Here is a 20,728-nt window from a genome sequence, read left to right as displayed (position 1 = left end):
GCCCCGGGGCGCCGGTCACCCCCCTCGGATCAGCCCCTTGGCCTTCAGGTACGTCCTCGCCACGTCCTGCGGCAGCCGGCGCCAGCTGTCGACCTGTTCGTTCAGCCGGGCGAGGTCCGCGGTCGTGAGCACGGTGTTGAGTCTGCCCAGCGCGTCCGTCACGCCCTTGCCGCCCGCCCGCGAGCGATTGACCACCGGTACGACGCAGTCCGCGTTCTGGAGGTGTTTGTCGTCGGCGAGCAGCACCAGGCCGAAGGCGTCGAGCGTGGCGTCCGTCGTGGTGGTGAGGACCATCTGGTCCTGACCGCTCTGCACGGCCTGCTTGGCCTGGGTGGTCCCGACCCCCTTGGGGTCGACCGCCGTGACGTCGATGCCGTACGTCTTCTTCAACCCGGGCTCGCAGTACGGGCGTTGCACGCACTCGTCCCCCGCCGCGAGCCGCACCGGAAGCTTCGCGGCGCCGAGGTCGCTGAGTGTCCTGAGCCCGTGCCGGCGCGCGTAGGTCCGCGCCACCGCGAAGGCGTTCTGGTCGACGGCCCTGCCCGGGTCGAGGACGGTCAGACCGCGCGGCCCGGCGAGGGCGCGCAGGGCCGCCATGGTGCGGCCGATGTCGGGTGAACCCACGGGCTCGGCGTCGGCGCCGTGGGTCTTGGCGTTCAGCCAGTCGGCGAAGGTCGCCGCGTACTCGGCCACCACGTCGATCTGGCCGCTCTCCAGGGCGGGTTCGTAGATCTCCCGGTTGGTGACCGAGAGGATCTTCGTGTGGTAGCCGGCCTGGTCAAGGAGGAGCGCGTACATCTGCGCCAGGAGGTCGCTCTCGGTGAATCCGGCCGAGCCGATCGTCAGATGCCCGCTGTCGCCGGGCGGCGCGGTCACCGAGCCCTGCTGCTCCAGGCTCGGGCCGCCCGCGCAGGCCGTGACCGCGATCAGGGCGAGGACGGCGGGAAGCAGGCGCGGCCTCATCCTGTCCCGCCTCTGGCCCACTGCGGGGCGAGACGCTGGACGGCTTCGAAGATCCCCTCGACGACGAGCGCGAACACCGCCACGAGGAGGGCGCCCGCGACCACTTGCGGCGTCGAGGCCAGGTTGAACCCGGCGGTGATGATCCGTCCGAGACCGCCCCCGCCCGCGAGGGCCGCGAGCGTGGCGGTCGCGACGAGCTGGACGGCGGCGACGCGTACGCCGGTGAGGATCAGCGGCAGCGCGAGCGGCAGCTCGACGCGGAGCAGGAGCTGGCGCCCGGTCATGCCCATGCCCCGAGCCGCCCGCACCACGTCGCGGTCGACCTCGCGCATGCCGACGTAGGCGTTGGTGAGCAGGGGCGGTACGGCGAAGAGGATCAGGGCGATGATGGTCGGCCACTCGCCGTGCCGGCCCAGCGGGGTGAGCAGGAGCAGGACGAGGACGGCGAAGGTGGGCACGGCGCGCCCCACGTTGGAGACGTTGACGGCGAGCGTGCCGCCCTTGCCCAGATGGCCGAGGACCAGCGCCACCGGCAGCGCGATGAGACAGCTCAGGACGAGGCACAGCGCGGTGAGCCAGAGGTGTTCGCCGAGCCGGTGCCAGACGCCGTTCTCCCCCGACCAGTGGGCGGCCGAGGTGAGCCAGGACCAGGCGTCGGCGAGTGTCGTCATGACGGCGCCGCCCGCGTCCAGGGGGTCAGCAGCCGCTGGACGGCGAGCAGCGCGAGGTCGGCGGCGACGGCGATCAGCACGCACAGGACCGACGCGGTGAGCACCTGCGCCTTGAAGTAGGTGTTCATGCCGGCGTAGATCAGATTGCCGAGCCCCCCGTAGCCGACGATGGCGCCCACCGTCACCAGGGACACCGCGGAGACGGTGGCGATGCGCAGCCCCGCCATGGCGGCGGGCAGGGCGAGCGGAAGCTCCACCGCCAGGAGCAGCCGTACCGGTCCGTAGCCCATGCCCCGGGCCGCCTGCCGGGTGTCCTCGGGCACGGCGCGCAGGCCGGCCAGGATGTTGCGTACGAGCAGCGTCAGGGAGTACAGGACCAGGCCCGCGACGACGATCGAGGCGGAGAGTCCGTACACGGGGAGCAGCAGCGAGAACATGGCGAGGGAGGGGATGGTGTACAGCACGGTCGTCACGCCGAGGACGGGGCCCGAGGCCCAGCGCCAGCGGCGGGCGGCGATGGCCAGGGGCACCGCGATGATCAGGCCGAACAGCACGGAGAGCGCCGTGAGCTGGAGGTGCTGGAGCACCGCGTCCCACAGGATGTGGCGGCGGCTCGACAGGTAGGCGCCGCAGATCCAGTCGTTGTGCGCGAGGCAGTCGTCGGGAGGCGCGGTCACCCGTCCATTGCAGCCGGGGCCCGGCCCGGCCGCCCGTCCTGGTGCGCTGTTCGGGGCACGCGTTGAGTTACCCGGACGAAAGGGGCAGGCTTGAGGTGAACGCGGCCGGACGCCACCGGTACCTCAGCGCACCCGCCCGGCCCGGGAGAGGTGAGTGTCATGCGCGTACTGCTGAAGGCTCAGCTCGATACCCACAAGGCCAACGAAGCCATCCGCGACGGCACTCTGCCCAAGCGCATGCGGACGATGATGGAGACGCTGCGCCCCGAGGCCGCCTACTTCACCGCGGAGGGCGGCTCCCGCACCGCGCTGATCGTCTTCGACCTCGCCGACCCGTCGGGGATCCCGAAGGCCGTCGAGCCGCTGCTCCAGGACCTCGACGCCAAGGTCGACCTCTCACCGGTCATGAACGGGGAGGACCTGGCGAAGGGACTCGCGGCGCTCGGCTGAGCGTCGCGGCGCCCGCGGCACCGGGCCGGGCCCCACGGGTGGCCCGGCCCCGCCGTGTCACAGGCCCGCGTCGCAGCAGCCGTCGCGCCGCATCAGCCGGCCCACCGCCAGCCAGTCCTCGCCCCGCGCGGCCGCGTGCCTGTCGTGCGGCTCGAAGGCGGCGACCAGATCGGCCGTCGTGTAGGGCACGCCTCCCCTGAGCGTCCCACTCGTGCGCACCAGGGAGTCGAAGTCGTCGAACGGGTCGCCGTCGATGAGGGTGAGGTCGGCGAGCTTGCCGTGCTCGACCGTGCCGAGGTCCTTGTCGAGACCGAAGAGCCTGGCCGGGTGGACCGTCGCGGTGCGCAGGGCCTCGACCGGCGAGAACCCGCCCCTGTGCAGGGCCCGCAGTCCCAGGTGCAGGGAGAGTCCGACGGGGACGAGGGGCTGGTCCGTGCCGAGCGCGATCAGTCCGCCCCCGTCCATGACGCGGCGGTAGACGTCCGTCTCGGTGCGCAGGGTCGCCAGTTGGGCCTCGGTGGGCGGCGCGGTGGCCGCCGTTCGCACGGCCTGGGTGTCCCACGGCGGCATGACGGCGGTGACCCGGGGATCGTCGGCGAGCGCGGGGTCGGCGCCGAGCAGGGGCGCGGAGGTGAACGGCGTCATGATGAGGGCGAAGTTGACGCCACGGGCCGTGTAGATCTCGACGACATCCTCGTAGGCGTGTCCGGTCGCCGAGGTGGCGTGCCCGAACTCCGCGCGCTGGGTGGCGAGCAGATGGGTCGTCAGGTCCTGGCCGACCTCGACGCCGGGGGAGACCAGATGGCTTCCCGAGCGCACCCCAAGACGCTCGTGCGCGAAACGTGCCGCCTCTTTCATGAGCCAACTGGGCGCCCGGACATAGGTTTTGACGAAGTCCCAGTCCAGGGCCGCGCCCCGCTGGAGGGAGCGCTCAAGGCCCGCCTCGGTGCGGTGGGCGCGGCCCATGCTGTACGCGACGCGCGCGCCGTCGAGCAGTTCCCCCGTGGTCAGCAGGCGCGGCCCTGCGAGCTGCCCGGTGGCCACGGCCTCGCGGATGCGGGCCTGCTCGTAGGCGAATCCGCCGAGCGACACGGCGGTGGTGATGCCGTAGGTGAGCTGGCCGACGGTCTGACGGCCGCCGTACGTGCTCTGCCAGGGGTGGGTGTGGGTGTCCCAGAGTCCGGGCACGACGGTCCCGCCGGAGGCGTCGATGGTCCGCAGGGCGCCACGTGCGCGGTGGGCCTCGACGGAGGCGACGCGTCCGTGGGACACCACGATGTCGACGTCCTCGCGCACCGTTTCCCCGGTGCCGTCCCAGAGCCGTCCGGCGTGCACCACGACGTCGGCGGGGGTCGGCCTGCGCTGGTCGAGCGCCACCCGCACGGTGTGCGCCGCTCCCCCCTCGACCCCGATCAGACGCAGCCGCGTCCCCGACAGGTACAGCAGCGTCCTGGAATCGCCCGACCAGGAGGGATGGTCGGCTGGTTCGGTGGTGAGGGCGCGCGGCGGACCCTGCGGGGTGCCGTCGGGGGCGACGGGCAGCACCTGGAGGGCGGATTCGACCACGACCGCCATCCACCGTCCGTCGGGCGACCAGACGGGCCCCGAGTCGTAGCGGTCGGCGATGGAGACGTGCGGGGCCACGGCATGCAGATGGTCGGCCCCTGTGACGGTGTCGACGACCCGGATGACGTTGTAGCCCTCACGGAAGCGCAGGTTCAGGCGGTTGCGGTCGCAGAGCGCGACATGGCGTCCGTCGGGCGACCAGCTGGGCCGGCCGGGCAGTCCGCCGCCGCCGAGCGGCGCCACCAGGACGCGCTCGGTGCCGCTCGCGAGGTCGCGCACGACGAGCCGGCCCGACATGTCGATGGCGGCCAGCCGCTTCCCGTCGGGCGAGAGCGCCGGATGCACGCGGCCGCCCGTGGCGATGGCGCTCTCGGCACCGGTGGCCAGATCCCGTCGGTAGACGCCGAGCAGCCCGTCGCGGTCGTCGGCGTACAGCAGGGAGCGACCGTCGCGCGCCCAGACCGGTCCGAGCAGATAGCCGGTGGGCGCGGCCTTGCGCAGCCGCACCGGCGGGCGGCCGCCCGAAAGGTCGGCCAGCCAGAGCGAGTTGAGGGCGGCGAAGGCCACCTGCTTGCCGTCGGGCGACAGCGCGGGCAGATGGATGCCGCGCACCGGACGCACCCGTTCCTCGCCGAGGTCGTACGACTTGACCCGGTATCGCGGCCGGTCCACGGGCAGCGCACCGTGGAACGCGATGGCCTCGGGGTCGGCCGGCCGCTCGGGGCGTACGAGCGTGAAGCGGCCGTCCAGGGTGAGCAGCAGTTCCCCATCCGCCGTCCAGCGCGGTGGCATCGGGGCGATGTCGCCGGCGACGGGCACGGCCTTCGCGTCGACGACCAGGACGCAGGAGGCGTTGGGCGCGGCGGTGGTGCGCAGATAGGCGAGGCGGCGGCCGTCGGGTGCGAGGGCGGGGGTCATGACCTGGGCGTTCTCGCTCTCGGTGTGCTCCACCGTGACCGCTTCCCCGCCGTGCGCGGGGACGGCGGCGATGGTGCGGGCGTCCACTCCGAGTCCGAACGGCGTGGTGACGGCCTTGGCGCGGACGAACAGGATCCGCTTGCCGTCGGGCGACCACGTCGGGTCGAAGTCCTCCCACGCGGCGTCCTGGAGCGGGCCCTCCTGCCCGGGGAGCCCGGTGAGGCGGGTGACGCGGCCGGAGTCCAGGTCCAGGACGTGGATGCGGTAGGCGCTGCCCGTCACCGGGTCCCCGCCGCGTTCGGAGGCGAAGGCGATGCGAGTGCCGTCGGGCGACCATGCCGGGCCCCGGTCGTCCCAGGGGCCTTCGGTGCGTTGGCGCACTTCGGAGCCGTCGGGCCGCATGGTCCAGATGTGGTAACCGCCGCCCTGGTAGGCGCAGAACGCGATGAGCGAGCCGTCCGGGGAGTGGGTGGGGCGGGTCGGTTCGAGCCCGGCCGGTGTGAGCGGCCTGGCCTCGCCGCCGGCCCTCGGGAGCGACCACAGGACGTCCTGGACCTCCGCGATCAGCCGGTCTCCGGCGGGCGAGAGGCTGGCCGCGCCGTTGGTCGCGGCGGTGAAGGACAGCGAGAGGCCGGTGCGCGGCGCCGCAGGCGCGGGCACGGCGCCGACGGCGCTGACGACCCCGGCCGCGCCTGCGGCCGCGAGGAGTTGACGGCGGGAGAGGGTGAGGGGCGAGCGGGAGGCGGTGGTGTCACGGTCCATGACACAGCACGCTCGCGCACCGCACGGCGCACGGGCAACACCGCCATTCCCGCCATCCGGGTGCGGCGGCGGACGGGGGCGCCGACGGGCCCGCGCGTCCGGTCAGGGCCGCCTTCGCGGCGCGCGGCCAAGACGGCGCAAGACGGAGCAAGACGGCGGCGGACAGCGCCCGGCATGAGCGGCGTTGCGGCGGACGGGTGATATTCGGCGGGTGTCGCGGCGCGGCTCGGGCGCGGCGGGCGCGGACGTGAAAGAGAGTCAGACACAGGTCCGGTTTGTATGACAATCATCCCAACCAGAGGAAACGCTCATGCCTGCCGCAGCACTTCACGCCCTCACCCGGCCGCGCGCCCGGGTCACCGCCGTCGCCGCCCTCACTCTCGCGGCCGCCGCGCTCACCGCCGCCCCCGCCGCCTTCGCCGCACCCGGCGACAACGGCGACATCAAGATTCACGCGGTGGGTACGCCCTTCACCGACCCGCGCGACGAGCCGAAGGTCTGCAACTTCTACCTCGACGCCTTCGACTTCGACGCCGCGCCCGGCACCAGCTGGAACGCCACCACGGAACCGATCAGGGCGGGCGGCCCCTCGCTCTCCAGCACCATCCAGCTCGTGTCCGGCACCGGTCACACCCCTCCGCTCACGCTGCCCAACGGGCAGTACAAGCTCAGCTGGAACGTCGTCGGCGGCAAGGGCCCGGGCAAGCAGAAGATCTTCACCGTCGAGTGCCCGGTGTCCGCACCGCGCGCCGCGATCGACGGACACAACGGCCCGCCGCACACCAGGCCGCACGGCGGGGTGCCGGCGGGCGGCGGCGGTCTCGCCGAATCCCCGGGCATCCCGCAGGCGGGGGCCGTGGCAGGCGTAGGACTGGTCGCGGTCGCCGGGGTGCTCTACATCCGCCGACTCCGCCGCCGCACCGATGGCGCAGCGTAGAAGCACTCCCATCGCCCGGCACCGGACGCGCGCCTACCGCCTGACGCGGACAGCGGCCCTGGCCCTGTCCTTGGTGGTGGGCGGCGTCTGGTGGGCGCAGGACGACGGGGCGGGGCCGCCGTCCGCCGCCGGGCCGAGGGAGGCCGAAGTGGCCGCGGCCCCGGCGGGCGACAGCCGGGGCGCGGTGTCCCCGCCCGCGCGCCCACGACCGAGCCCGCCCGCGCCGGCCGCGCTGCCGCCGTCGCGCGCGATGTCGCTGGCGATTCCCTACCTCGGCATCGAGGCACCGGTCGTCGCCCTCGGCCTCGACGCGCAGCACCGGCTCGCCACGCCTCCCGTCAACAACCCGAAGGTCGTGGGCTGGTACGGCGACGGTCCCTCGCCCGGCGAGACGGGCACCGCCATCGCCGTCGGGCACCGCGACACGCGGACCGGTGCCGCCGTCTTCGCGAACCTCAGGGTGCTGCGCCCCGGCCGCGTCATCGAGGCCCGGCGCGCCGACGGCAAGGTCGCCGTGTACACCGTGGACCGGGTCAAGACGTACGAGAAGGCGCACTTCCCCGACCAGGAGGTGTACGGGCCCGCGAGCCGTCCGGAGCTCCGGCTGATCACATGCAGCGGCCGCTTCACGCACAAGGCGGGCTACGAGAGCAACCTCGTCGTCTTCGCCCACCTCGCCCAGGTGCGCACCGCCCCGCCCACCACAGCCGGCGCGCCCGCGCCGACGAAACGCCGGTAGGCCCCAGGGACGCACGGCCCCCGCACCAGGCGGCCGGAAAGCGCCCCTTGGGGCTCCGGGGCGTTTCCGTGGCCATTGACACTCCTGTCAATGACATGGACATTACTAGTCGCTCATCCGGTCCCCGCCGCCCCACCCAGACGGCATCGAACCGCGCTCCACCCCCCACCCTCGTCACATCCATGACGCACGGTCCTGGAGGAGCCCTATGAACCGACGCAGATCCACCCTGGCCACCGCCATCCTGTTCGCGACCGCCGCCGCGCTCGCGTCCACGCGCGGCGCCCAGCCCGCCGCCGCCCATGCCATCCCCTCCCCCACCGCCATCCCCTCCCCCGACGCGCCCCACCGGGGCACGGTCGCCGGCGCGCGGACGCCGGACCACGATCCCGCCCGGGACCGCGCCGTCGCGGCGCTCAAGCAGGGGCGCGCAGGCGGATTCCGCAAGGAGGACGCCGAGCCCACGCACAACTGGTGGGGCGTCTTCCCCCGGCCCGGCACCCACGACGGCATCACCGCGACCCACACCGTCGACCCCTCCTACCGGGTCACCGACGCCGACAACTTCACCTACGCGCCGACCACCAAGGCGCAGAACTCGTGCATGGAGGTGGTCACCGCCTACTGGAACAGCGGCGACGAGATATGGGCGTGGGACTGGTGCGGGGCGGGCGGCCCGACCAAGACGGTCGCCGTCGACGCGGCCTTCAAGGCCAAGTACACCCAGCCCGCCGGCAAGGAACTCGCCTACAGCGTCCAGCTGGTGCGCGACAGCGCCGCCACCAACACCTGGTCCTCCTACCTGTACAACTACCGCTCCGCGCAATGGGAGTTGCTGTACCGCAAGTCCGGCCAGGACCAGAGCGGCCTCGATCACGGCTGGGACATGTTCGAGATCTACGCGAGCGTCAACCCCGCCACCGGCGCCGGCTACTACTGCTCGCAGGCCCGCGACACCGTCTTCGACAGCAGCTCCATACAGCTGCGCCAGGGCGGCACCTGGAAGCCCGCGAGCCCGGCCGACGCGCCGTGGACCGAACAGAACCCGGACGGCGCCGACTTCCTGTGCCCCGGCCTGAACTTCATCCAGGCCGGCGCGGACGACCACTGGACGGTGCGCCAGTAACCCCGGCGCGGGGGCGGCATGTCGTGCGGTCACGGCTCTGGGAACCTCAGGTCCGTCCCGCTACCCTCCGCGCATGATTTCCACGGTTGTCTGGGGCACCGGCAACGTCGGCCGTGCGGCGATACGTGCCGTCCACGCCCACCCCGCGCTGCGGCTCACGGCCGTCCTCGTCCACGACCGGGCCAAGGTGGGCCGCGACGCGGGTGAACTCGCCGGTATGGAGGCCAGGTTGGGCGTACCGGCCACCGACGGCATCGAGGCGGTCCTGGGCGCAGGGCCACGGGCCGTGGTGTACGCCGCTTCCGGCGACACCCGGCCCGACGACGCGCTCGCCGATGCCTGCCGGGCGATCCGGGCGGGCGCCGTGGTGGTCACCTCCGCGCTGTACCCGCTCTACGACCCCGTCGGCGCCCCGCCGGAGTTCCGGGACCCGGTGCTCGCCGCCGTCGCGGCGGGCGGCGGGTCCCTGTTCGTCTCGGGTGTCGACCCGGGCTGGGCAAACGACGTACTGCCGTTGCTCGTCAGCGGCCTCGGCAGCACCGTGGACGCGATCCGCTGTCAGGAGATCTTCGACTACTCCACCTATGAGCAGGAGGAGTCGGTCCGCCACCTCATCGGCATGGGCCACCCCATGGAGTACGAGCCCCTGATGCTCGCCCCTTCCGTCCCGGCCATGGTGTGGGGCGGCCAACTCCGGCTCATGGCACGTGCGTTGGGCATCGAACTCGACGACATCGACGAGACCGTGGAGCGCCGTCCCCTGAGCGCGACGGTGCGCACCCGCACGATGGGCACCTTCACGGCGGGCACCCAGGGCGCGGTGCGGTTGGAGGTGCGGGGCATCGTCGGCGGCGAGCCACGTCTGGTGATCGAGCACATCACCCGTATCCACCCCTCCTGCGCCCCCGACTGGCCCGCGCCGCCCGACGGCGGTGACGGGGCACACCGCGTCGTCATCGAGGGGCGACCGCGCATCTCGGTCACGGTCGAGGCGAGCGACGAGGGCGAGAACCGGTCGGCGGGCGGCAACGCCACCGCGGCCGGCCGTCTGGTCAACGCCATCGACTGGCTCGCGGCGGCCGGGCCCGGCCTCTACGACGCGCTCGACGTCCCGCTGCGTCCGGCAGCCGGGGGACTGGGAAGGAAGCAACGATGAGGATCGACATCCCCGAGGGTCAGGAGCCCATCGGGTACGTGTGGGGCGACATGGTCCCCGGCATCGGGCCGGCCGCCGCCAACTTCTCCCTGTCCGTCTACGCCCATACCACCCTCGGGCTGCGGGAGTTCGAGGCCGCGCGCCTGCGCGTCGCGCAGATCAACGGCTGCCGGTTCTGCCTCGACTGGCGCACCGACCGGGACGGCGAGAAGGTCGAGGAGTCGTTCGCCGACGCGGTCGCCCAGTGGCGCACCACCGACGCCTTCGACGAGCGCACGCGCCTCGCGGCCGAGTACGCCGAGCGCTACGCCGTGGACCACCACGGGCTCGACGAGGAGTTCTGGGCGCGGATGACCGCGCACTACAGCCAGGTGGAGATCGTGGAGCTGAGCATGAGCATCGGCTCCTGGCTCGCGTTCGGCCGGCTCAACCATGTGCTCGGTCTCGACACCGTGTGCGTCCTTCCCACCACCTGACAACAGGGCCGTCCGGCACCCGGGCGGCCCCGCATCGCGCCGTCACGCGAGATCGACGGCGATGATCTGCTCGATGTTCCGTTCGGCGAGCGCCGTGATGGTGACGAAGGGATTGACGCTGGTGTTGCCCGGGATCAACGAGCCGTCGATGACGTACAGGCCCGGATACTCTTGCAGGCGGCCGTAGTTGTCGGTCGCTCTGTCGAGTACCGCGCCGCCCAGCGGGTGGTAGGTGAGGGTGTCGTTCCAGACCTTGTAGACGCCGAACAGATCGGTGCGGTAGATCGTCCCCTCCGTGGCGTTGATCTTGTCGAAGATGGTTTTGGCCATGTCGATGGACGCCTGCTTCCAGGCGGTCCGCCAGTCCAGGTCCACCTGGCCGGTCGCGGGGTTCCAGGAGAACGTGCCCCGGTTGGGGTTCTTGGTGATCGACAGGTAGAACGAGGCGTACGTCTCGATGCCGGTGGGCAGCGGGGCGACCTCGGCGAAGGCGCCGCCGGCGTTCCAGTTGTCGATGCCGCCGCAGGGGATCGCGGCCTGGACCTGGCCGGTGGGGTCCCACAGATAGTTGGCGCGTCCGCACATGACGTTGCCGTTGTCGCCCCAGCCACGGCCCACTTCGCCGTTGAGGCGGGGCAGCGCGCCGGTGGCCTTCAGTGTGACCAGGAGCTTGCTGGTGCCGACGCTGCCGGCCGCGAAGAACACCCGGTCGGCGGTGACGGTTTTGGTGGCGGTGACGTCGCCGCCGGTGTTCAGCTGCTCGATGACGACCGTGTAGCCGCCGCCCGGGCCGGGCGACACCGAAGTGACCCGGTGCAGCGGGGAGATGGCGACCCTTCCGGTCGCCCCGGCTTGGGCCAGGTAGGTCTTCTGCAACGACTTCTTGCCGTAGTTGTTGCCGTACAGGATCTCGCCCGCGACGGCCGACTTGGGCACAGTTCCGGCCGCCTCCTGCTTCATGTAGTCCCAGTCGTACACATCGGGCACGAAGGTGAAGGGGAAGCCGGAGCGCAGGGCCTGCTTGCGGCCGACGCGGGCGAACTGGTAGCAGTCCACCGTGTCGAACCAGGCCGGGTCGATGAGCCCCGAGCCGAGTCCCGCGTTGGCGCGCGGATAGTAAGTGGCGTACATCTCATCGGGGTTGACCGACGGCAGGATGGCGCCGAAGTTCTCCCGCTTGGGCGTGACCGCCATGCCCCCGTTGACGAGCGAGCCGCCGCCGACGCCGCGCCCCTGGTAGACGGTGATCCCGCCGAAGTCCTCGGCGTCCAGGATGCCGGTGTAGCGGGGGATCGACCGGTCGATCGGGATGCCGAAGAAGTTGCTCAGCGGCTGCTTCGTCCTGGTGCGCAGCCAGTAGGAACGGTAGTCCGGCGCGGTCGTGGCGCAGAAGATCTTGCCGTCCGAGCCCGGGGTGTCCCACGCCATCCCCATCTCGATCATCTGCACGTCGACACCGGCCTGGGCCAGCCGCAGGGCCGCGACCGAGCCGCCGTAGCCGGTGCCGATCACGAGGGCGGGGGCGTGCGCGCCGTCCCCGATGGACGCGGTCCGGGCGAGGGGCCGCGCCTGGGCCACGGCGCCATGACCGAGGAGAGCCGCCGCCCCGAGAAGAGAACCTGTTCCAGCGATGAATCTTCGGCGTGATACACCCTGGGAACCCGTATGATGCATGGTAGTGTCACTCATGTGACATTCCTCACTCTCGACGAGTGAGAACAGGTTCTACTGGCGCGCGCATGATATGTCACTAGATACCAAGTGGTAACTTCCGGCCGGTACGCGCCCTTGCGCCGGACTGTCCGCTCTGATCCGCGGCAGCCACGGGAGAGCGAATATAGAGCCGCCGTGAGGGCCCGGGCATGCCCGTCACAGGCCGTGGCGCCGGTCGCCGAGCACCACCTCGCAGACCTCGCGCTCCAGCTGCGCGGAGAACGGTTCCAGACGGGCCCGGACAGCCCGGCGGGTCTCCTCCGCAATCAGATCGGCGTTGATCGCCGCCCCGGCCCGCACACCGGCGGCCGCCGCTACGACGACCTGGTCCAGCGGGCTCGCGACATTGCCCGCCACCCACACACCGGGCACCTCGGTCGCGCCGGTCGCATCGGCCGGAATGTGGTTGCCGATGACGGCGCCCGCCATCTCCAGGTCCGCCGGCTCAAGGCCGAGCGAGCCGAGCACTCCCGCGCGCGCCACCAACTTCGTTGTCACCGCGAGCACCTGACGGGGCATCAGAGTGCCGCTGGCCAGACGCACCCCGTGCAGGCGCCCCTCCCTCGTCTCCAACGCGGTCACCTCGCCGACCACGACGCGTACGCCCCGGGTGGCAAGCTCCTCGTACTGCTGGTCGTCGGGATCGTCCATGGTGTGCAGGAAGAGCGTGACGTCGTCGCTCCACTGCCGCCACAGCAGGGCCTGGTGCACGGCGAGCGGCCCGGTGCCAAGGACGCCGATCGCCCGGTCCCGCACCTCCCAGCCGTGGCAGTAGGGGCAGTGCAGCACATCGCTGCCCCACAGCCCGGCGAGTCCGGGAACATCGGGGAGCTCGTCGACCAGGCCCGTGGTGACCAGGAGGCGGCGGGCGCGCACCTCCTGTCCGTCGGCGAGGCGGACCCGGAAACCGTCCCCGTCGCGCTCGGCGCCGGTCGCCGTGCCGCTCAGGAACTGCCCGCCGTAGCCGAGCACTTCGGCACGGCCCGTCGCCAGGAGTTCGCCCGGCGCCACACCCTCGCGGCCGAGATAGGCGTGGACGCCGTGGGCCGGGGCGTTGCGGGGCTCGCCCGCGTCGATCACCAGGACCGAGCGCCGGGCCCGGCCCAGGGTGAGCGCCCCGCTCAGTCCGGCCGCTCCGCCCCCGATCACCACCACGTCATGGATCTCCCGACGGCCATCCTCGACAGCACTGTTCATCGCGTGTCCCCTTCGCCCATCCCTGTGCGGTACCTCCGCTGCCGCGATGCTGCGTCCACGCGCATCCGATTGACAACGCAACTTGCCAATACGGCAACAGGAAGGCCGCCGGGCCGAGGGGCCACGGATCAGGGGCGGCGGCGGGGTTTGGCGCGCTTGGCGCCGCTCTTCGGTGCGGCCGCCCCGCCCCGCGCGTTCTTGCCGCCGGACTTGCCAGCGGTCTTGCCGGACGACTTGCCCGCGGCGGCCTTGCGCGGCGCGCCGCCCTTGTCGGCACGCTTCTGCTTGGGCTGGGGCGGCGTCGGCGTACGGCCTCGGGTGCTGTTGACGGTGCGGCCACGGACGATCCCGATGAATTCCTCCACCAGGTCGGGTGTGACCTCCTCCTCCGCCCACGACAGCGCGATCCGGGACTCGGGTACGCCCGTGACCGTCCGGTAGGTGAGGTCCTTGCGGTGGTAGAGGCGCGCGAGCGACTGCGGCACGACAAGGAGCCCGATCCCGGCCGCCACCAGCTCGACGGCGTCCTCGGTGGTGGCGGGACGCTCAAGGGCGGCCCGGCCCGGGGGGCGCTCCCAGTCCAGGGTGTCATCGAGCGGGTGCAGCACGATCTCGTCGGCCAGCTCGTCGGCGGAGACCTCCTCGACCGCGGCGACGAGGTGGCCCTTGGGGACCACGACGACCGTCGTCTCGGTGTACAGCGGGATCGCGCTGAGATCCGTACGGTCGATCGGCAGCCGCACGAAGCCCGCGTCTGCCTCGCGGGCGCGCAGCACGTCGGGCGCCTGGGCGGCGGAGACCGTGGCGAGGGTGAGGGGGACGTCCGGCAGCCGCTCGTTCCAGATCCGCACCCACTTGCTCGGCGTCACACCCGGAACGTAGGCGAGCCGGAACGATGGGGGTTCTTCCGAGCCTGTCACCCCGCCAGGTTACCGGTCGTGGTCGGCGGGATCGCACACGCTCGCTACTCTGGACCCATGACGTCGCACCAGACCACCCAGACGATGAAGCCCGCCACCGCGGCGAAGAAGCTGGGTGTGTACCTCGAGGCCACCCCCGCCGAGTTCCAGGAGGGCGTGGTCTCGCGCACCGAGCTCAACGCGTTGCAGAGCGACCCGCCCCAGTGGCTCCAGGACCTGCGACGCACCGGCCCGCACCCCCGCCCGGTGGTCGCGGCCAAGCTCGGCGTCTCGATCGCGGGTCTCGCGCGCGGCGGAGTCACCGACGCCCTCACCACGGAGCAGATCGAGGCCCTGAAGCAGGAGAACCCGGAGTGGCTGCGCAAGGAGCGCGCCACCCAGGCGGAGGTCCGCAAGGAGACCGTTCGCATCAAGGAGAAGCAGAAGGAGAAGAGCGCGCAGCAGACCGAGGAGCCCCGGGGCCCGCGCGCCTGATCCCCCGGCGTCCAGACGCCACCCGTTTTCCCGTCGTACACCCAGTGCCGCCGTCCAGTCGCCTTGCGACCGGTCGGCGGCATTCGGCGTACGGGGCCGCGACTTCCCGGCCCGGGCTTCTGCCCGACCTGGTCAACTCGCCCTGCTCACCGGGGAGTCACGCGTTTCTGACGCGGTGTCAGGCGCCTCGGCTGTCCCCGAGTCGGGGTTGCGCAAGCCGGGGGTCGCCATTGTGAGCGTGGCGACATAGGCAGTGGAGGCTGCGCAGCCCAGACTGGACAGTTTCAACTGAAGATCCTACGGTGGCCGCATGGCAAGCACCCCCGGCGTCCCAGTCACCCCGGGCGCCACGGACACCCCGGGCGCCCCGGAGGACACCTCCGCCGAGATCTCCACGTCCGCCGTCCGCGCCGCGCGCGATCTGCGGGTGGTGTTCAGCAGGCTGCGGCGCCGGCTGCGGGAGGTCGCGGACCACAGCCAGGACCTCACCCCCTCGCAGGTCTCCGCGCTGACCCTCATCGACAAGGGCGGGGCGGCGTCGGCGAGCGCGCTCGCGGCGACGGAAGGGGTGCGTCCCCAGTCGATGGCCGCCACCTTGGCGGCGCTCGACCAGCGGGGCCTGATCCAGCGCAGCCCCGACCCCGAGGACGGCCGTCGTCAGCTGGTCACCCTGACCGGGGCGGGCCGCGAGCGCGCCGAGGGCAATCGCCAGGCCCGCGCGGAATGGCTCACGCAGGCGTTCCAGGAGCGTTACACGGAGCAGGAGCGCGCCACGATCGCCGAGGCCATGGCCCTGCTGGAACGCCTCGCTCAGCCGTGAACCGTGGTCCGTCGCCCGTGCTCCGTGGCCCAACGCCCGTCGCCCGTCGGCTGTCGCCCGCGAACCGTGGTCCGTGACCGCATGGCCACCGCACCGGTCCGGCCCGCCCCGCCCGCGCGCCCACCACCGCTTCGGGCAAGGCCGCCGGGACCGGCCCGGCACCACCACCACCACCACCACCACCACCACCAAGCAGCTCCCCCAGAGGCACGAAAGGCACCACCATGGCTCTCACCACACTCGACCCGCGCACCGCTCTCGTCGCCATCGATCTCCAGCGCGGCATCGTCGCCATGCCCACGGAGCCCCACACCACCGCCGACGTCGTGGCGCGCACCGCCGAACTCGCCGACGCCTTCCGTTCGCAGGGGCTGCCCGTCGTCCTGGTCCGCGTCTCGCTCGCCCCCGACGGGGCCGACGCCGCCCCCGGCCGCACGGAGGCCGGCCAGGGCCGTGGCGGCGCACGCCCCGAGGGCTGGGACGTCATCGTCGACGAACTGGCCGGGCACCCCGGCGACATCACCGTCACCAAGCGCAACTGGGGCGCCTTCCACGGCACCGACCTGGACGTGCAGCTCCGCCGCCGAGGCATCACTCAGATCGTGCTGACCGGCGTGGCCACCAGCATCGGGGTGGAATCGACCGCGCGCGCGGCCCACGAGCACGGCTACCACGTCACTCTGGCCACCGACGCCATGACCGACATGAGCGCGGACGCCCACCAGCACAGCGTCGAGCGGATCTTCCCGCGCCTGGGTGAGACCGGCACCACGGCGGAGATCGCCAACCTCCTGGCCAAGCTCCCGGTCTGACGCGGGTCGCCGCTCTCAGGCGTCCTGCGCCGGATGTCCGGCCTCGATGCCCGCGCTGTCGCTCAGCCGGAACACCTCCGCGTCCCCTGATGGCGCGGGGGCCTCGGCCTCCAGGGGGCTGAGCAGGAAGCCCATGTGGTCGCCGCCGTCCGTACGTTCCTCCACCCGGCCCACGAACCAGGCCGGGGCGTCGTCGAGCAGAACCGTACCGGCGGGGCCCTCGTGCCAGGCGACATCGGCGAACTTGTCGCACTCGTCACCCGTAAGCCCGCCGAAGTGCTCCGCGAGTCCGTACTGCGCGCGGCTCAGCTGGTGCACGGCGAGAAAATCGGCCGAACGGGCCACCCGGTACGTCCTGTTGGCCTTCGACAGCCACACCATGAACCGCACGGGCACCATGGAGCACTGCGAGGCGAACCCCACCAGGCACCCGGCGCGCTCCTGGCCCGTGGTCGCTGTCACGACGTACATCGGACAGTCCAGGCGGTCGAGGAACCTCTCCATCGCACTCTCCACGGCACTCACCTGTTCCAACCCCTCGTCTCGTGGTCCGCACACTGTGTCCGGCCGGGCCCGGCGACGCCACCCCGTATGCCACCGGTACCCCGAACGGCTGAAAGAAGCGAGGAAGCCGCCGCCTTGAGTGTAGGACCGGCGGCCGGGGGCACCCGGGAGCTCGGCGAGCGAAGACGGGCACCGCACCAGCGGCGCCCGCCGTCCGCACCCCGCCACCACCGACCATCCGAAGGGAATGCTCCACCATGGAGAACATCTGGGCCTACCCGGAGGCTGCCGCCTACCAGCCCGGTACCGACCTGACCGGGTTCAAGGTCGAGGCGACCGACGGAAGCATCGGCAAGGTCGACAAGTACTCGGAGGAGGTCAGCTCCTCGTACATCGTCGTCGACACCGGCCCCTGGATCTTCGGCAAGCACGTCCTGCTGCCGGCCGGCGTCCTGACGCGTATCGACGCGGTCGAGAAGAAGATCTACGTCGCCTGCACGAAGGACCAGATCAAGGACTCCCCCGAGTTCGACAAGGAGAAGCACCTCGGGGATCCCACCTACCACGACCAGGTGGGTGGCTACTACGGGCGTCCGCACATGTGACGTCCCCGCCTTCCGCGATGCCCGGCCGTCCCGAGCGGCCGGGCATCGCCATGTGTACCTCAGGGACGGATCCGCAGGTGTGTCTCCGGGACGGATCCGTCGGTGCGTTCGTCTCAGGCGGACGCGTCCTGGGTGGCGGACGCCGGCCGCGCGCCCGGCGGCGCGTCCGTGATGTCGAGGAAGACGTGCTGTGCCTCCGGCCACGCCTCCACCACGGCGGCCTTGATGCGCTCCGAGACCACCTCGACCTCCTCGCTGTCGAGTCCGGGCCGCAGATCGATCCGCGCGGCCACCAGCGTGGAGTCAAGGCCGAGCCGCATCGTCAGGAGGTCGGCGACGTTGTCGATCTCGGGCTGCTCGTCGAGCAACGCCCGGATGCGGCGCCGCAGTTCGGGATCGACGGCCTCGCCTATGAGCTGGTCGCGGGCCTCCTTGCCGAGCCGGTACGCCACGTACACGAGGAGGAGCCCGATGGCCATCGACGCGGACGCCTCCCACACCACCTGGCCGGTGACCATGTGCAGGGCCATGCCCGCCCCGGCCAGCAGGACGCCGAGCACCGCGGTGCCGTCCTCGGCGACGACGGTGCGCAGGGCGGGATCACTGCCGATGCCGCCGCTCTGGCCGCGCACCTGGTACAGCGCCCGCAGGAGCGAGCCACCCTCGGCCACGAGGGCGACACCCAGGACGGACAGGCCCACGATGTACCCGCCGGTGGACTCCTGCTCATGATCGTTCAGCGCCTGGACTCCCTGGAAGAAGGAGAAGCAGCCGCCCATGACGAAGATGCCGACGGCGGCGAGCAGCGACCAGAAGTAGCGCTCCTTGCCGTAGCCGAAGGGGTGGCGCTGGTCGGCCGGACGCCGGCTGCGGCGGAGCGCGGCGAGCAGGAAGACCTCGTTCATGCTGTCGGCCACGGAGTGCGCCGCCTCGGAGAGCAGCGCGGGTGACCCGGCCAGCACTCCGGCGGCCGCCTTGGCCGCGGCGATCAGGAGGTTGGCCGCGAGCGCCACCAGGACGGTCAACCGGGTCTTGCGGTCCTTCTTGTCCACGGTCACTTCTCCATACCTATGCCACCGCCCAGTCCATGCCGCAGTCCATGCCGCAGTCCATGTCGCAGTCCATGTCGCAGTCCATGTCGCAGTCCGTGTCGTAGTTCGTGACGCCGTCCATGACGTCTCGTCGGACAACAGTCCCTGGGGGCGGTGCGGCCCGCCCCCAGGGAAGCCACGCGCGGCAGGTCACCGGCGGGCGTTGCTCCGGGAGCCCTCGTAGGCGCGGCGCTTGCGCGCGGATGCCGCCTCCTCGGGGTCCTCCGGCTCTTCCTCGTCCGCCTCTTCGGCGTCCTCGGCGTACTCGCCCTCCACGGGCTCCGCGTCGCCGTCCGCGTCCTCGTCCTCGTACTCCTCCTCGACGGGCTCCTCGTCCTCCTGCGCGTACTCGTCCTCGTCGTCCTCTTCGTACTCCTGGGCGGGCTCTTCGTCGGCCTCGTCGCCCTCAATCTCGTCGTCGTACGCCTCGGGGTCCTCTGGGTCCTCCGGGTCCTCGTCGGAAGCGGGACCGCGCTCGGCGCCCTCCGCCTCCTCCCCTCCGGGCTCGTCCTCGTCGGCGTCCTCGCGGCAATCGCTCTGCTCGGGCTCCCGCTCCTCCTCCTCGGCGACCGCGTCCTCGTGCGAGACCACGACCTCGCCGTCCCTGATCTCGCCGCGCCAGCCGCCCTCTGCCTCGCCGAGCAGCGCGGTGTGGCGGGCGAAGTTCTTGAGGTCGAGGCGGGCGCGGCGGCCCTGGGCGCGCCAGATGTTGCCCGTCTTCTCGAACAGTCCCTTGGGGTAGTACTCCATGACCAGGAGCACCCGGGTGAGGTTTTCGCCCAGCGGGTGGAAGGTGACGACGCCCTTGACGGTCCCCTTGGCGCCCTCGGAGGTCCACGCGATGCGCGCGTCCGGCACCTGTTCGGTGGTGTGCGCCTTCCAACTGCGGGTGGACCAGAAGACCTTGACCTTCCAGTCCGACGTCGTGTCGTCGGCGACGGTCGCGCTCTTGACGCCCTTGGCGAAACTGGCGAACGACTGGAACTGGGTCCACTGGTCGTAGGCGTCGCGCACCGGCACGCCCACGTCGACGGACTCCATGATCACGGTCGGCTTGCGCCCGGCGCCGCCCTTCTTGCGGCCGCCGCCGAGTCCCTTGAGCATGTCCTTGGCGTTGTCCTTGAGGTGGGAGGCGCCCATCTCCACGGCGGCGCGCACGGGGCCCTTGCCTTCGGCGACCTTGCGGCCGCCTTCGAGGGCCAGCTTGGCGAAGCCGGGGCTGCGGCCCTCGGCGATGTCGGTGAGCTTGACCGTGGTCTCGCCGAGCTTGTGCCCCATGCCCACGAGAAGCCGCTCGCCCTGGGCGAGCAGATAGGACTGAAGCTCCGACTTGAGCCGGTCGGCGGCGGGGCTTGAGGTCAGCGGGTTCTTCGTCTCAGCCACGGTCGCCCTCCCCCTTGCCGCCGCGCCGGCTCGCCGTCTTCTTGGCGGGTGCCCGCTTCGCCGTGCGCTGCGTCGACTTGGCCGTCTTCTTCGCCGAAGTCGCCTTGGACGAGGCTGACTTGGCGGCCGCTCCGCCGGCCGGGCGGGACTTGGACGACGCCTTGTCATCCGCGTCGGACGACCTGGACGAAGACCGGCCCGAGGAACGTGAGGAGGACCGGGACGAGGACCGGCGCGCGGTCGACTTGGCGGGGGCCCCGCCGCCCTCGTCCGGCTGCTCCTCGTCGTCCTGCTCGCCCTTCTCGTCCTGCTCGTCCTTCTCGTCGTCGGATTCGACCACGCCGGGGATGACGCCCGACATCCGGTCGTGCACGTCGAGGGTGCGATCGTGCAGCCGGTCGGCGAGCCCTTCTATCTGGCGGTTGATGAGCGCGCCCGTCGCGGCCTTGCCTACCCCGCGCAGGTCCTCCCTCAGCTGGTCGCCGATCTCCTTGAACTGCGGGTTGTCGGCCAGTTGCGCCGCCGCGAAGTCCGCGATCGCCCGTGGGCTCAATTGCAGGCGTTTACCCATGACCAGCGTGCCGATGCCGAAGGCGAGTTTGGCCTTCTTCGTACGCCCGAGCAGATAGCCCGCGCCCACCGCGAGCCCCAGTCCCAGCCGATTGTTCATGTCAGACCTGTCCTCTCCTCATCTGTCTCGCGACAAAGAGCCCGGGGAAGGACTCATCACACCGGGTAGCCAACAAGGCCAGAGCCAAACCCTGGGAC

21 protein-coding genes are annotated in these 20,728 nt (G+C 71.8%); 10 read left to right on the top strand and 11 right to left on the bottom strand.

All coding sequences use genetic code 11. The annotated features are described in order from the left end of the window. Positions 1-15: 15 nt before the first annotated feature. From ACFYM2_RS10910 to ACFYM2_RS10900, 3 genes are read right to left on the bottom strand one after another with little or no spacing between them, the layout of a single operon-like run. Positions 16-963, bottom strand: a complete 948-nt coding sequence (locus ACFYM2_RS10910) for an ABC transporter substrate-binding protein (protein ID WP_359002459.1) — start codon at positions 961-963, stop codon at positions 16-18. Continuing rightward, positions 960-1,634, bottom strand: a complete 675-nt coding sequence (locus ACFYM2_RS10905) for an ABC transporter permease (protein ID WP_359002457.1) — start codon at positions 1,632-1,634, stop codon at positions 960-962. The genes ACFYM2_RS10910 and ACFYM2_RS10905 overlap by 4 nt, the downstream gene beginning before the upstream one ends. Continuing rightward, a complete protein-coding gene (locus ACFYM2_RS10900) occupies positions 1,631-2,311 on the bottom strand; it encodes an ABC transporter permease (protein ID WP_350234046.1) in 681 nt (226 codons plus the stop codon). Before ACFYM2_RS10900 ends, ACFYM2_RS10905 begins: the two co-directional genes overlap by 4 nt. 159 nt (positions 2,312-2,470) lie before the next feature. Here ACFYM2_RS10900 and ACFYM2_RS10895 point away from each other — a divergent pair, with 159 nt between their 5' ends. Further along, the gene (locus ACFYM2_RS10895; RefSeq protein ID WP_359002455.1) at positions 2,471-2,761 is read left to right on the top strand and encodes a hypothetical protein; all 291 of its coding nucleotides are present in this window, start codon (positions 2,471-2,473) and stop codon (positions 2,759-2,761) included. Positions 2,762-2,818: 57 nt separating this feature from the next. Here the strand turns inward: ACFYM2_RS10895 and ACFYM2_RS10890 are convergent, their stop codons facing one another. Beyond that, the gene (locus tag ACFYM2_RS10890) at positions 2,819-6,007 is read right to left on the bottom strand and encodes an amidohydrolase family protein (RefSeq protein ID WP_388835200.1); all 3,189 of its coding nucleotides are present in this window, start codon (positions 6,005-6,007) and stop codon (positions 2,819-2,821) included. Between the two features lie 310 nt (positions 6,008-6,317). Here ACFYM2_RS10890 and ACFYM2_RS10885 point away from each other — a divergent pair, with 310 nt between their 5' ends. The 5 genes from ACFYM2_RS10885 to ACFYM2_RS10865 all read left to right on the top strand — a co-directional run bounded on the left by ACFYM2_RS10885 (position 6,318) and on the right by ACFYM2_RS10865 (position 10,441). Continuing rightward, entirely contained in the window at positions 6,318-6,944 is a 627-nt protein-coding gene (locus ACFYM2_RS10885; protein ID WP_359002451.1) for a hypothetical protein, read from the top strand. After that, positions 6,931-7,683 carry a class F sortase gene (locus ACFYM2_RS10880; protein ID WP_359002449.1) on the top strand — a complete coding sequence of 251 codons (753 nt, stop codon included), beginning with the start codon at positions 6,931-6,933 and terminating at the stop codon, positions 7,681-7,683. The genes ACFYM2_RS10885 and ACFYM2_RS10880 overlap by 14 nt, the downstream gene beginning before the upstream one ends. A 208-nt stretch (positions 7,684-7,891) precedes the next feature. Next, positions 7,892-8,809 carry a carbohydrate-binding protein gene (locus tag ACFYM2_RS10875; protein WP_388835197.1) on the top strand — a complete coding sequence of 306 codons (918 nt, stop codon included), beginning with the start codon at positions 7,892-7,894 and terminating at the stop codon, positions 8,807-8,809. A gap of 73 nt (positions 8,810-8,882) precedes the next feature. After that, positions 8,883-9,965: a dihydrodipicolinate reductase gene (locus tag ACFYM2_RS10870; RefSeq protein WP_388835194.1), complete on the top strand. Its 1,083-nt coding sequence runs from the start codon at positions 8,883-8,885 to the stop codon at positions 9,963-9,965. Further along, on the top strand, positions 9,962-10,441 hold the full coding sequence (locus tag ACFYM2_RS10865; protein WP_359002443.1) for a carboxymuconolactone decarboxylase family protein: 480 nt from the start codon (positions 9,962-9,964) through the stop codon (positions 10,439-10,441). Before ACFYM2_RS10870 ends, ACFYM2_RS10865 begins: the two co-directional genes overlap by 4 nt. A gap of 42 nt (positions 10,442-10,483) precedes the next feature. On the opposite strand, the gene ACFYM2_RS10860 is transcribed toward ACFYM2_RS10865, so the two are convergent. The 3 genes from ACFYM2_RS10860 to ACFYM2_RS10850 all read right to left on the bottom strand — a co-directional run bounded on the left by ACFYM2_RS10860 (position 10,484) and on the right by ACFYM2_RS10850 (position 14,271). Next, positions 10,484-12,130: a GMC oxidoreductase gene (locus ACFYM2_RS10860; protein ID WP_359002441.1), complete on the bottom strand. Its 1,647-nt coding sequence runs from the start codon at positions 12,128-12,130 to the stop codon at positions 10,484-10,486. A 180-nt stretch (positions 12,131-12,310) separates the two neighbouring features. Next, a complete protein-coding gene (locus ACFYM2_RS10855; protein WP_388835190.1) occupies positions 12,311-13,351 on the bottom strand; it encodes an NAD(P)/FAD-dependent oxidoreductase in 1,041 nt (346 codons plus the stop codon). A 128-nt stretch (positions 13,352-13,479) separates the two neighbouring features. Beyond that, on the bottom strand, positions 13,480-14,271 hold the full coding sequence (locus ACFYM2_RS10850; RefSeq protein ID WP_359002437.1) for a LysR family substrate-binding domain-containing protein: 792 nt from the start codon (positions 14,269-14,271) through the stop codon (positions 13,480-13,482). Between the two features lie 57 nt (positions 14,272-14,328). Here ACFYM2_RS10850 and ACFYM2_RS10845 point away from each other — a divergent pair, with 57 nt between their 5' ends. The 3 genes from ACFYM2_RS10845 to ACFYM2_RS10835 all read left to right on the top strand — a co-directional run bounded on the left by ACFYM2_RS10845 (position 14,329) and on the right by ACFYM2_RS10835 (position 16,377). Next, complete coding sequence (locus ACFYM2_RS10845) at positions 14,329-14,745, top strand: DUF5997 family protein (RefSeq protein ID WP_359002435.1); 417 nt, start codon at positions 14,329-14,331, stop codon at positions 14,743-14,745. A 310-nt stretch (positions 14,746-15,055) separates the two neighbouring features. Next, entirely contained in the window at positions 15,056-15,565 is a 510-nt protein-coding gene (locus tag ACFYM2_RS10840; protein WP_388462327.1) for a MarR family winged helix-turn-helix transcriptional regulator, read from the top strand. Between the two features lie 224 nt (positions 15,566-15,789). After that, positions 15,790-16,377 carry a hydrolase gene (locus ACFYM2_RS10835; protein WP_388462329.1) on the top strand — a complete coding sequence of 196 codons (588 nt, stop codon included), beginning with the start codon at positions 15,790-15,792 and terminating at the stop codon, positions 16,375-16,377. A gap of 15 nt (positions 16,378-16,392) precedes the next feature. Here the strand turns inward: ACFYM2_RS10835 and ACFYM2_RS10830 are convergent, their stop codons facing one another. Beyond that, positions 16,393-16,881 carry a flavin reductase family protein gene (locus tag ACFYM2_RS10830; RefSeq protein ID WP_359002508.1) on the bottom strand — a complete coding sequence of 163 codons (489 nt, stop codon included), beginning with the start codon at positions 16,879-16,881 and terminating at the stop codon, positions 16,393-16,395. Positions 16,882-17,138: 257 nt separating this feature from the next. Here ACFYM2_RS10830 and ACFYM2_RS10825 point away from each other — a divergent pair, with 257 nt between their 5' ends. Further along, positions 17,139-17,486, top strand: a complete 348-nt coding sequence (locus ACFYM2_RS10825) for a PRC-barrel domain-containing protein (protein WP_359002429.1) — start codon at positions 17,139-17,141, stop codon at positions 17,484-17,486. Positions 17,487-17,599: 113 nt separating this feature from the next. Here the strand turns inward: ACFYM2_RS10825 and ACFYM2_RS10820 are convergent, their stop codons facing one another. The 3 genes from ACFYM2_RS10820 to ACFYM2_RS10810 form a co-directional block, all read right to left on the bottom strand. After that, positions 17,600-18,538, bottom strand: a complete 939-nt coding sequence (locus ACFYM2_RS10820) for a cation diffusion facilitator family transporter (protein WP_359002427.1) — start codon at positions 18,536-18,538, stop codon at positions 17,600-17,602. 189 nt (positions 18,539-18,727) lie between these two features. Then, positions 18,728-19,960 carry an SRPBCC family protein gene (locus tag ACFYM2_RS10815; RefSeq protein ID WP_388462331.1) on the bottom strand — a complete coding sequence of 411 codons (1,233 nt, stop codon included), beginning with the start codon at positions 19,958-19,960 and terminating at the stop codon, positions 18,728-18,730. Continuing rightward, positions 19,953-20,630, bottom strand: a complete 678-nt coding sequence (locus ACFYM2_RS10810) for a DNA primase (RefSeq protein ID WP_388462333.1) — start codon at positions 20,628-20,630, stop codon at positions 19,953-19,955. The genes ACFYM2_RS10815 and ACFYM2_RS10810 overlap by 8 nt, the downstream gene beginning before the upstream one ends. Positions 20,631-20,728 lie beyond the last annotated feature (98 nt).

Origin of the sequence: Streptomyces sp. NPDC006711 (genome assembly GCF_042869775.1) — a bacterium.
Classification (GTDB): Bacteria; Actinomycetota; Actinomycetes; order Streptomycetales; family Streptomycetaceae; genus Streptomyces.
This window is presented reverse-complemented; position numbering and strand designations above follow the sequence as displayed.

Bases quoted from the DNA above. Each gene is read 5' to 3' on its own strand.
- ACFYM2_RS10910 (WP_359002459.1), bottom strand. From the start codon at position 963: ATGAGGCCGCGCCTGCTTCCCGCCGTCCTCGCCCTGATCGCGGTCACG.
- ACFYM2_RS10905 (WP_359002457.1), bottom strand. From the start codon at position 1,634: ATGACGACACTCGCCGACGCCTGGTCCTGGCTCACCTCGGCCGCCCAC.
- ACFYM2_RS10895 (WP_359002455.1), top strand. From the start codon at position 2,471: ATGCGCGTACTGCTGAAGGCTCAGCTCGATACCCACAAGGCCAACGAA.
- ACFYM2_RS10890 (WP_388835200.1), bottom strand. From the start codon at position 6,007: ATGGACCGTGACACCACCGCCTCCCGCTCGCCCCTCACCCTCTCCCGC.
- ACFYM2_RS10885 (WP_359002451.1), top strand. From the start codon at position 6,318: ATGCCTGCCGCAGCACTTCACGCCCTCACCCGGCCGCGCGCCCGGGTC.
- ACFYM2_RS10880 (WP_359002449.1), top strand. From the start codon at position 6,931: ATGGCGCAGCGTAGAAGCACTCCCATCGCCCGGCACCGGACGCGCGCC.
- ACFYM2_RS10875 (WP_388835197.1), top strand. From the start codon at position 7,892: ATGAACCGACGCAGATCCACCCTGGCCACCGCCATCCTGTTCGCGACC.
- ACFYM2_RS10870 (WP_388835194.1), top strand. From the start codon at position 8,883: ATGATTTCCACGGTTGTCTGGGGCACCGGCAACGTCGGCCGTGCGGCG.
- ACFYM2_RS10865 (WP_359002443.1), top strand. From the start codon at position 9,962: ATGAGGATCGACATCCCCGAGGGTCAGGAGCCCATCGGGTACGTGTGG.
- ACFYM2_RS10860 (WP_359002441.1), bottom strand. From the start codon at position 12,130: ATGAGTGACACTACCATGCATCATACGGGTTCCCAGGGTGTATCACGC.
- ACFYM2_RS10855 (WP_388835190.1), bottom strand. From the start codon at position 13,351: ATGAACAGTGCTGTCGAGGATGGCCGTCGGGAGATCCATGACGTGGTG.
- ACFYM2_RS10845 (WP_359002435.1), top strand. From the start codon at position 14,329: ATGACGTCGCACCAGACCACCCAGACGATGAAGCCCGCCACCGCGGCG.
- ACFYM2_RS10840 (WP_388462327.1), top strand. From the start codon at position 15,056: ATGGCAAGCACCCCCGGCGTCCCAGTCACCCCGGGCGCCACGGACACC.
- ACFYM2_RS10835 (WP_388462329.1), top strand. From the start codon at position 15,790: ATGGCTCTCACCACACTCGACCCGCGCACCGCTCTCGTCGCCATCGAT.
- ACFYM2_RS10830 (WP_359002508.1), bottom strand. From the start codon at position 16,881: ATGGAGAGGTTCCTCGACCGCCTGGACTGTCCGATGTACGTCGTGACA.
- ACFYM2_RS10825 (WP_359002429.1), top strand. From the start codon at position 17,139: ATGGAGAACATCTGGGCCTACCCGGAGGCTGCCGCCTACCAGCCCGGT.
- ACFYM2_RS10810 (WP_388462333.1), bottom strand. From the start codon at position 20,630: ATGAACAATCGGCTGGGACTGGGGCTCGCGGTGGGCGCGGGCTATCTG.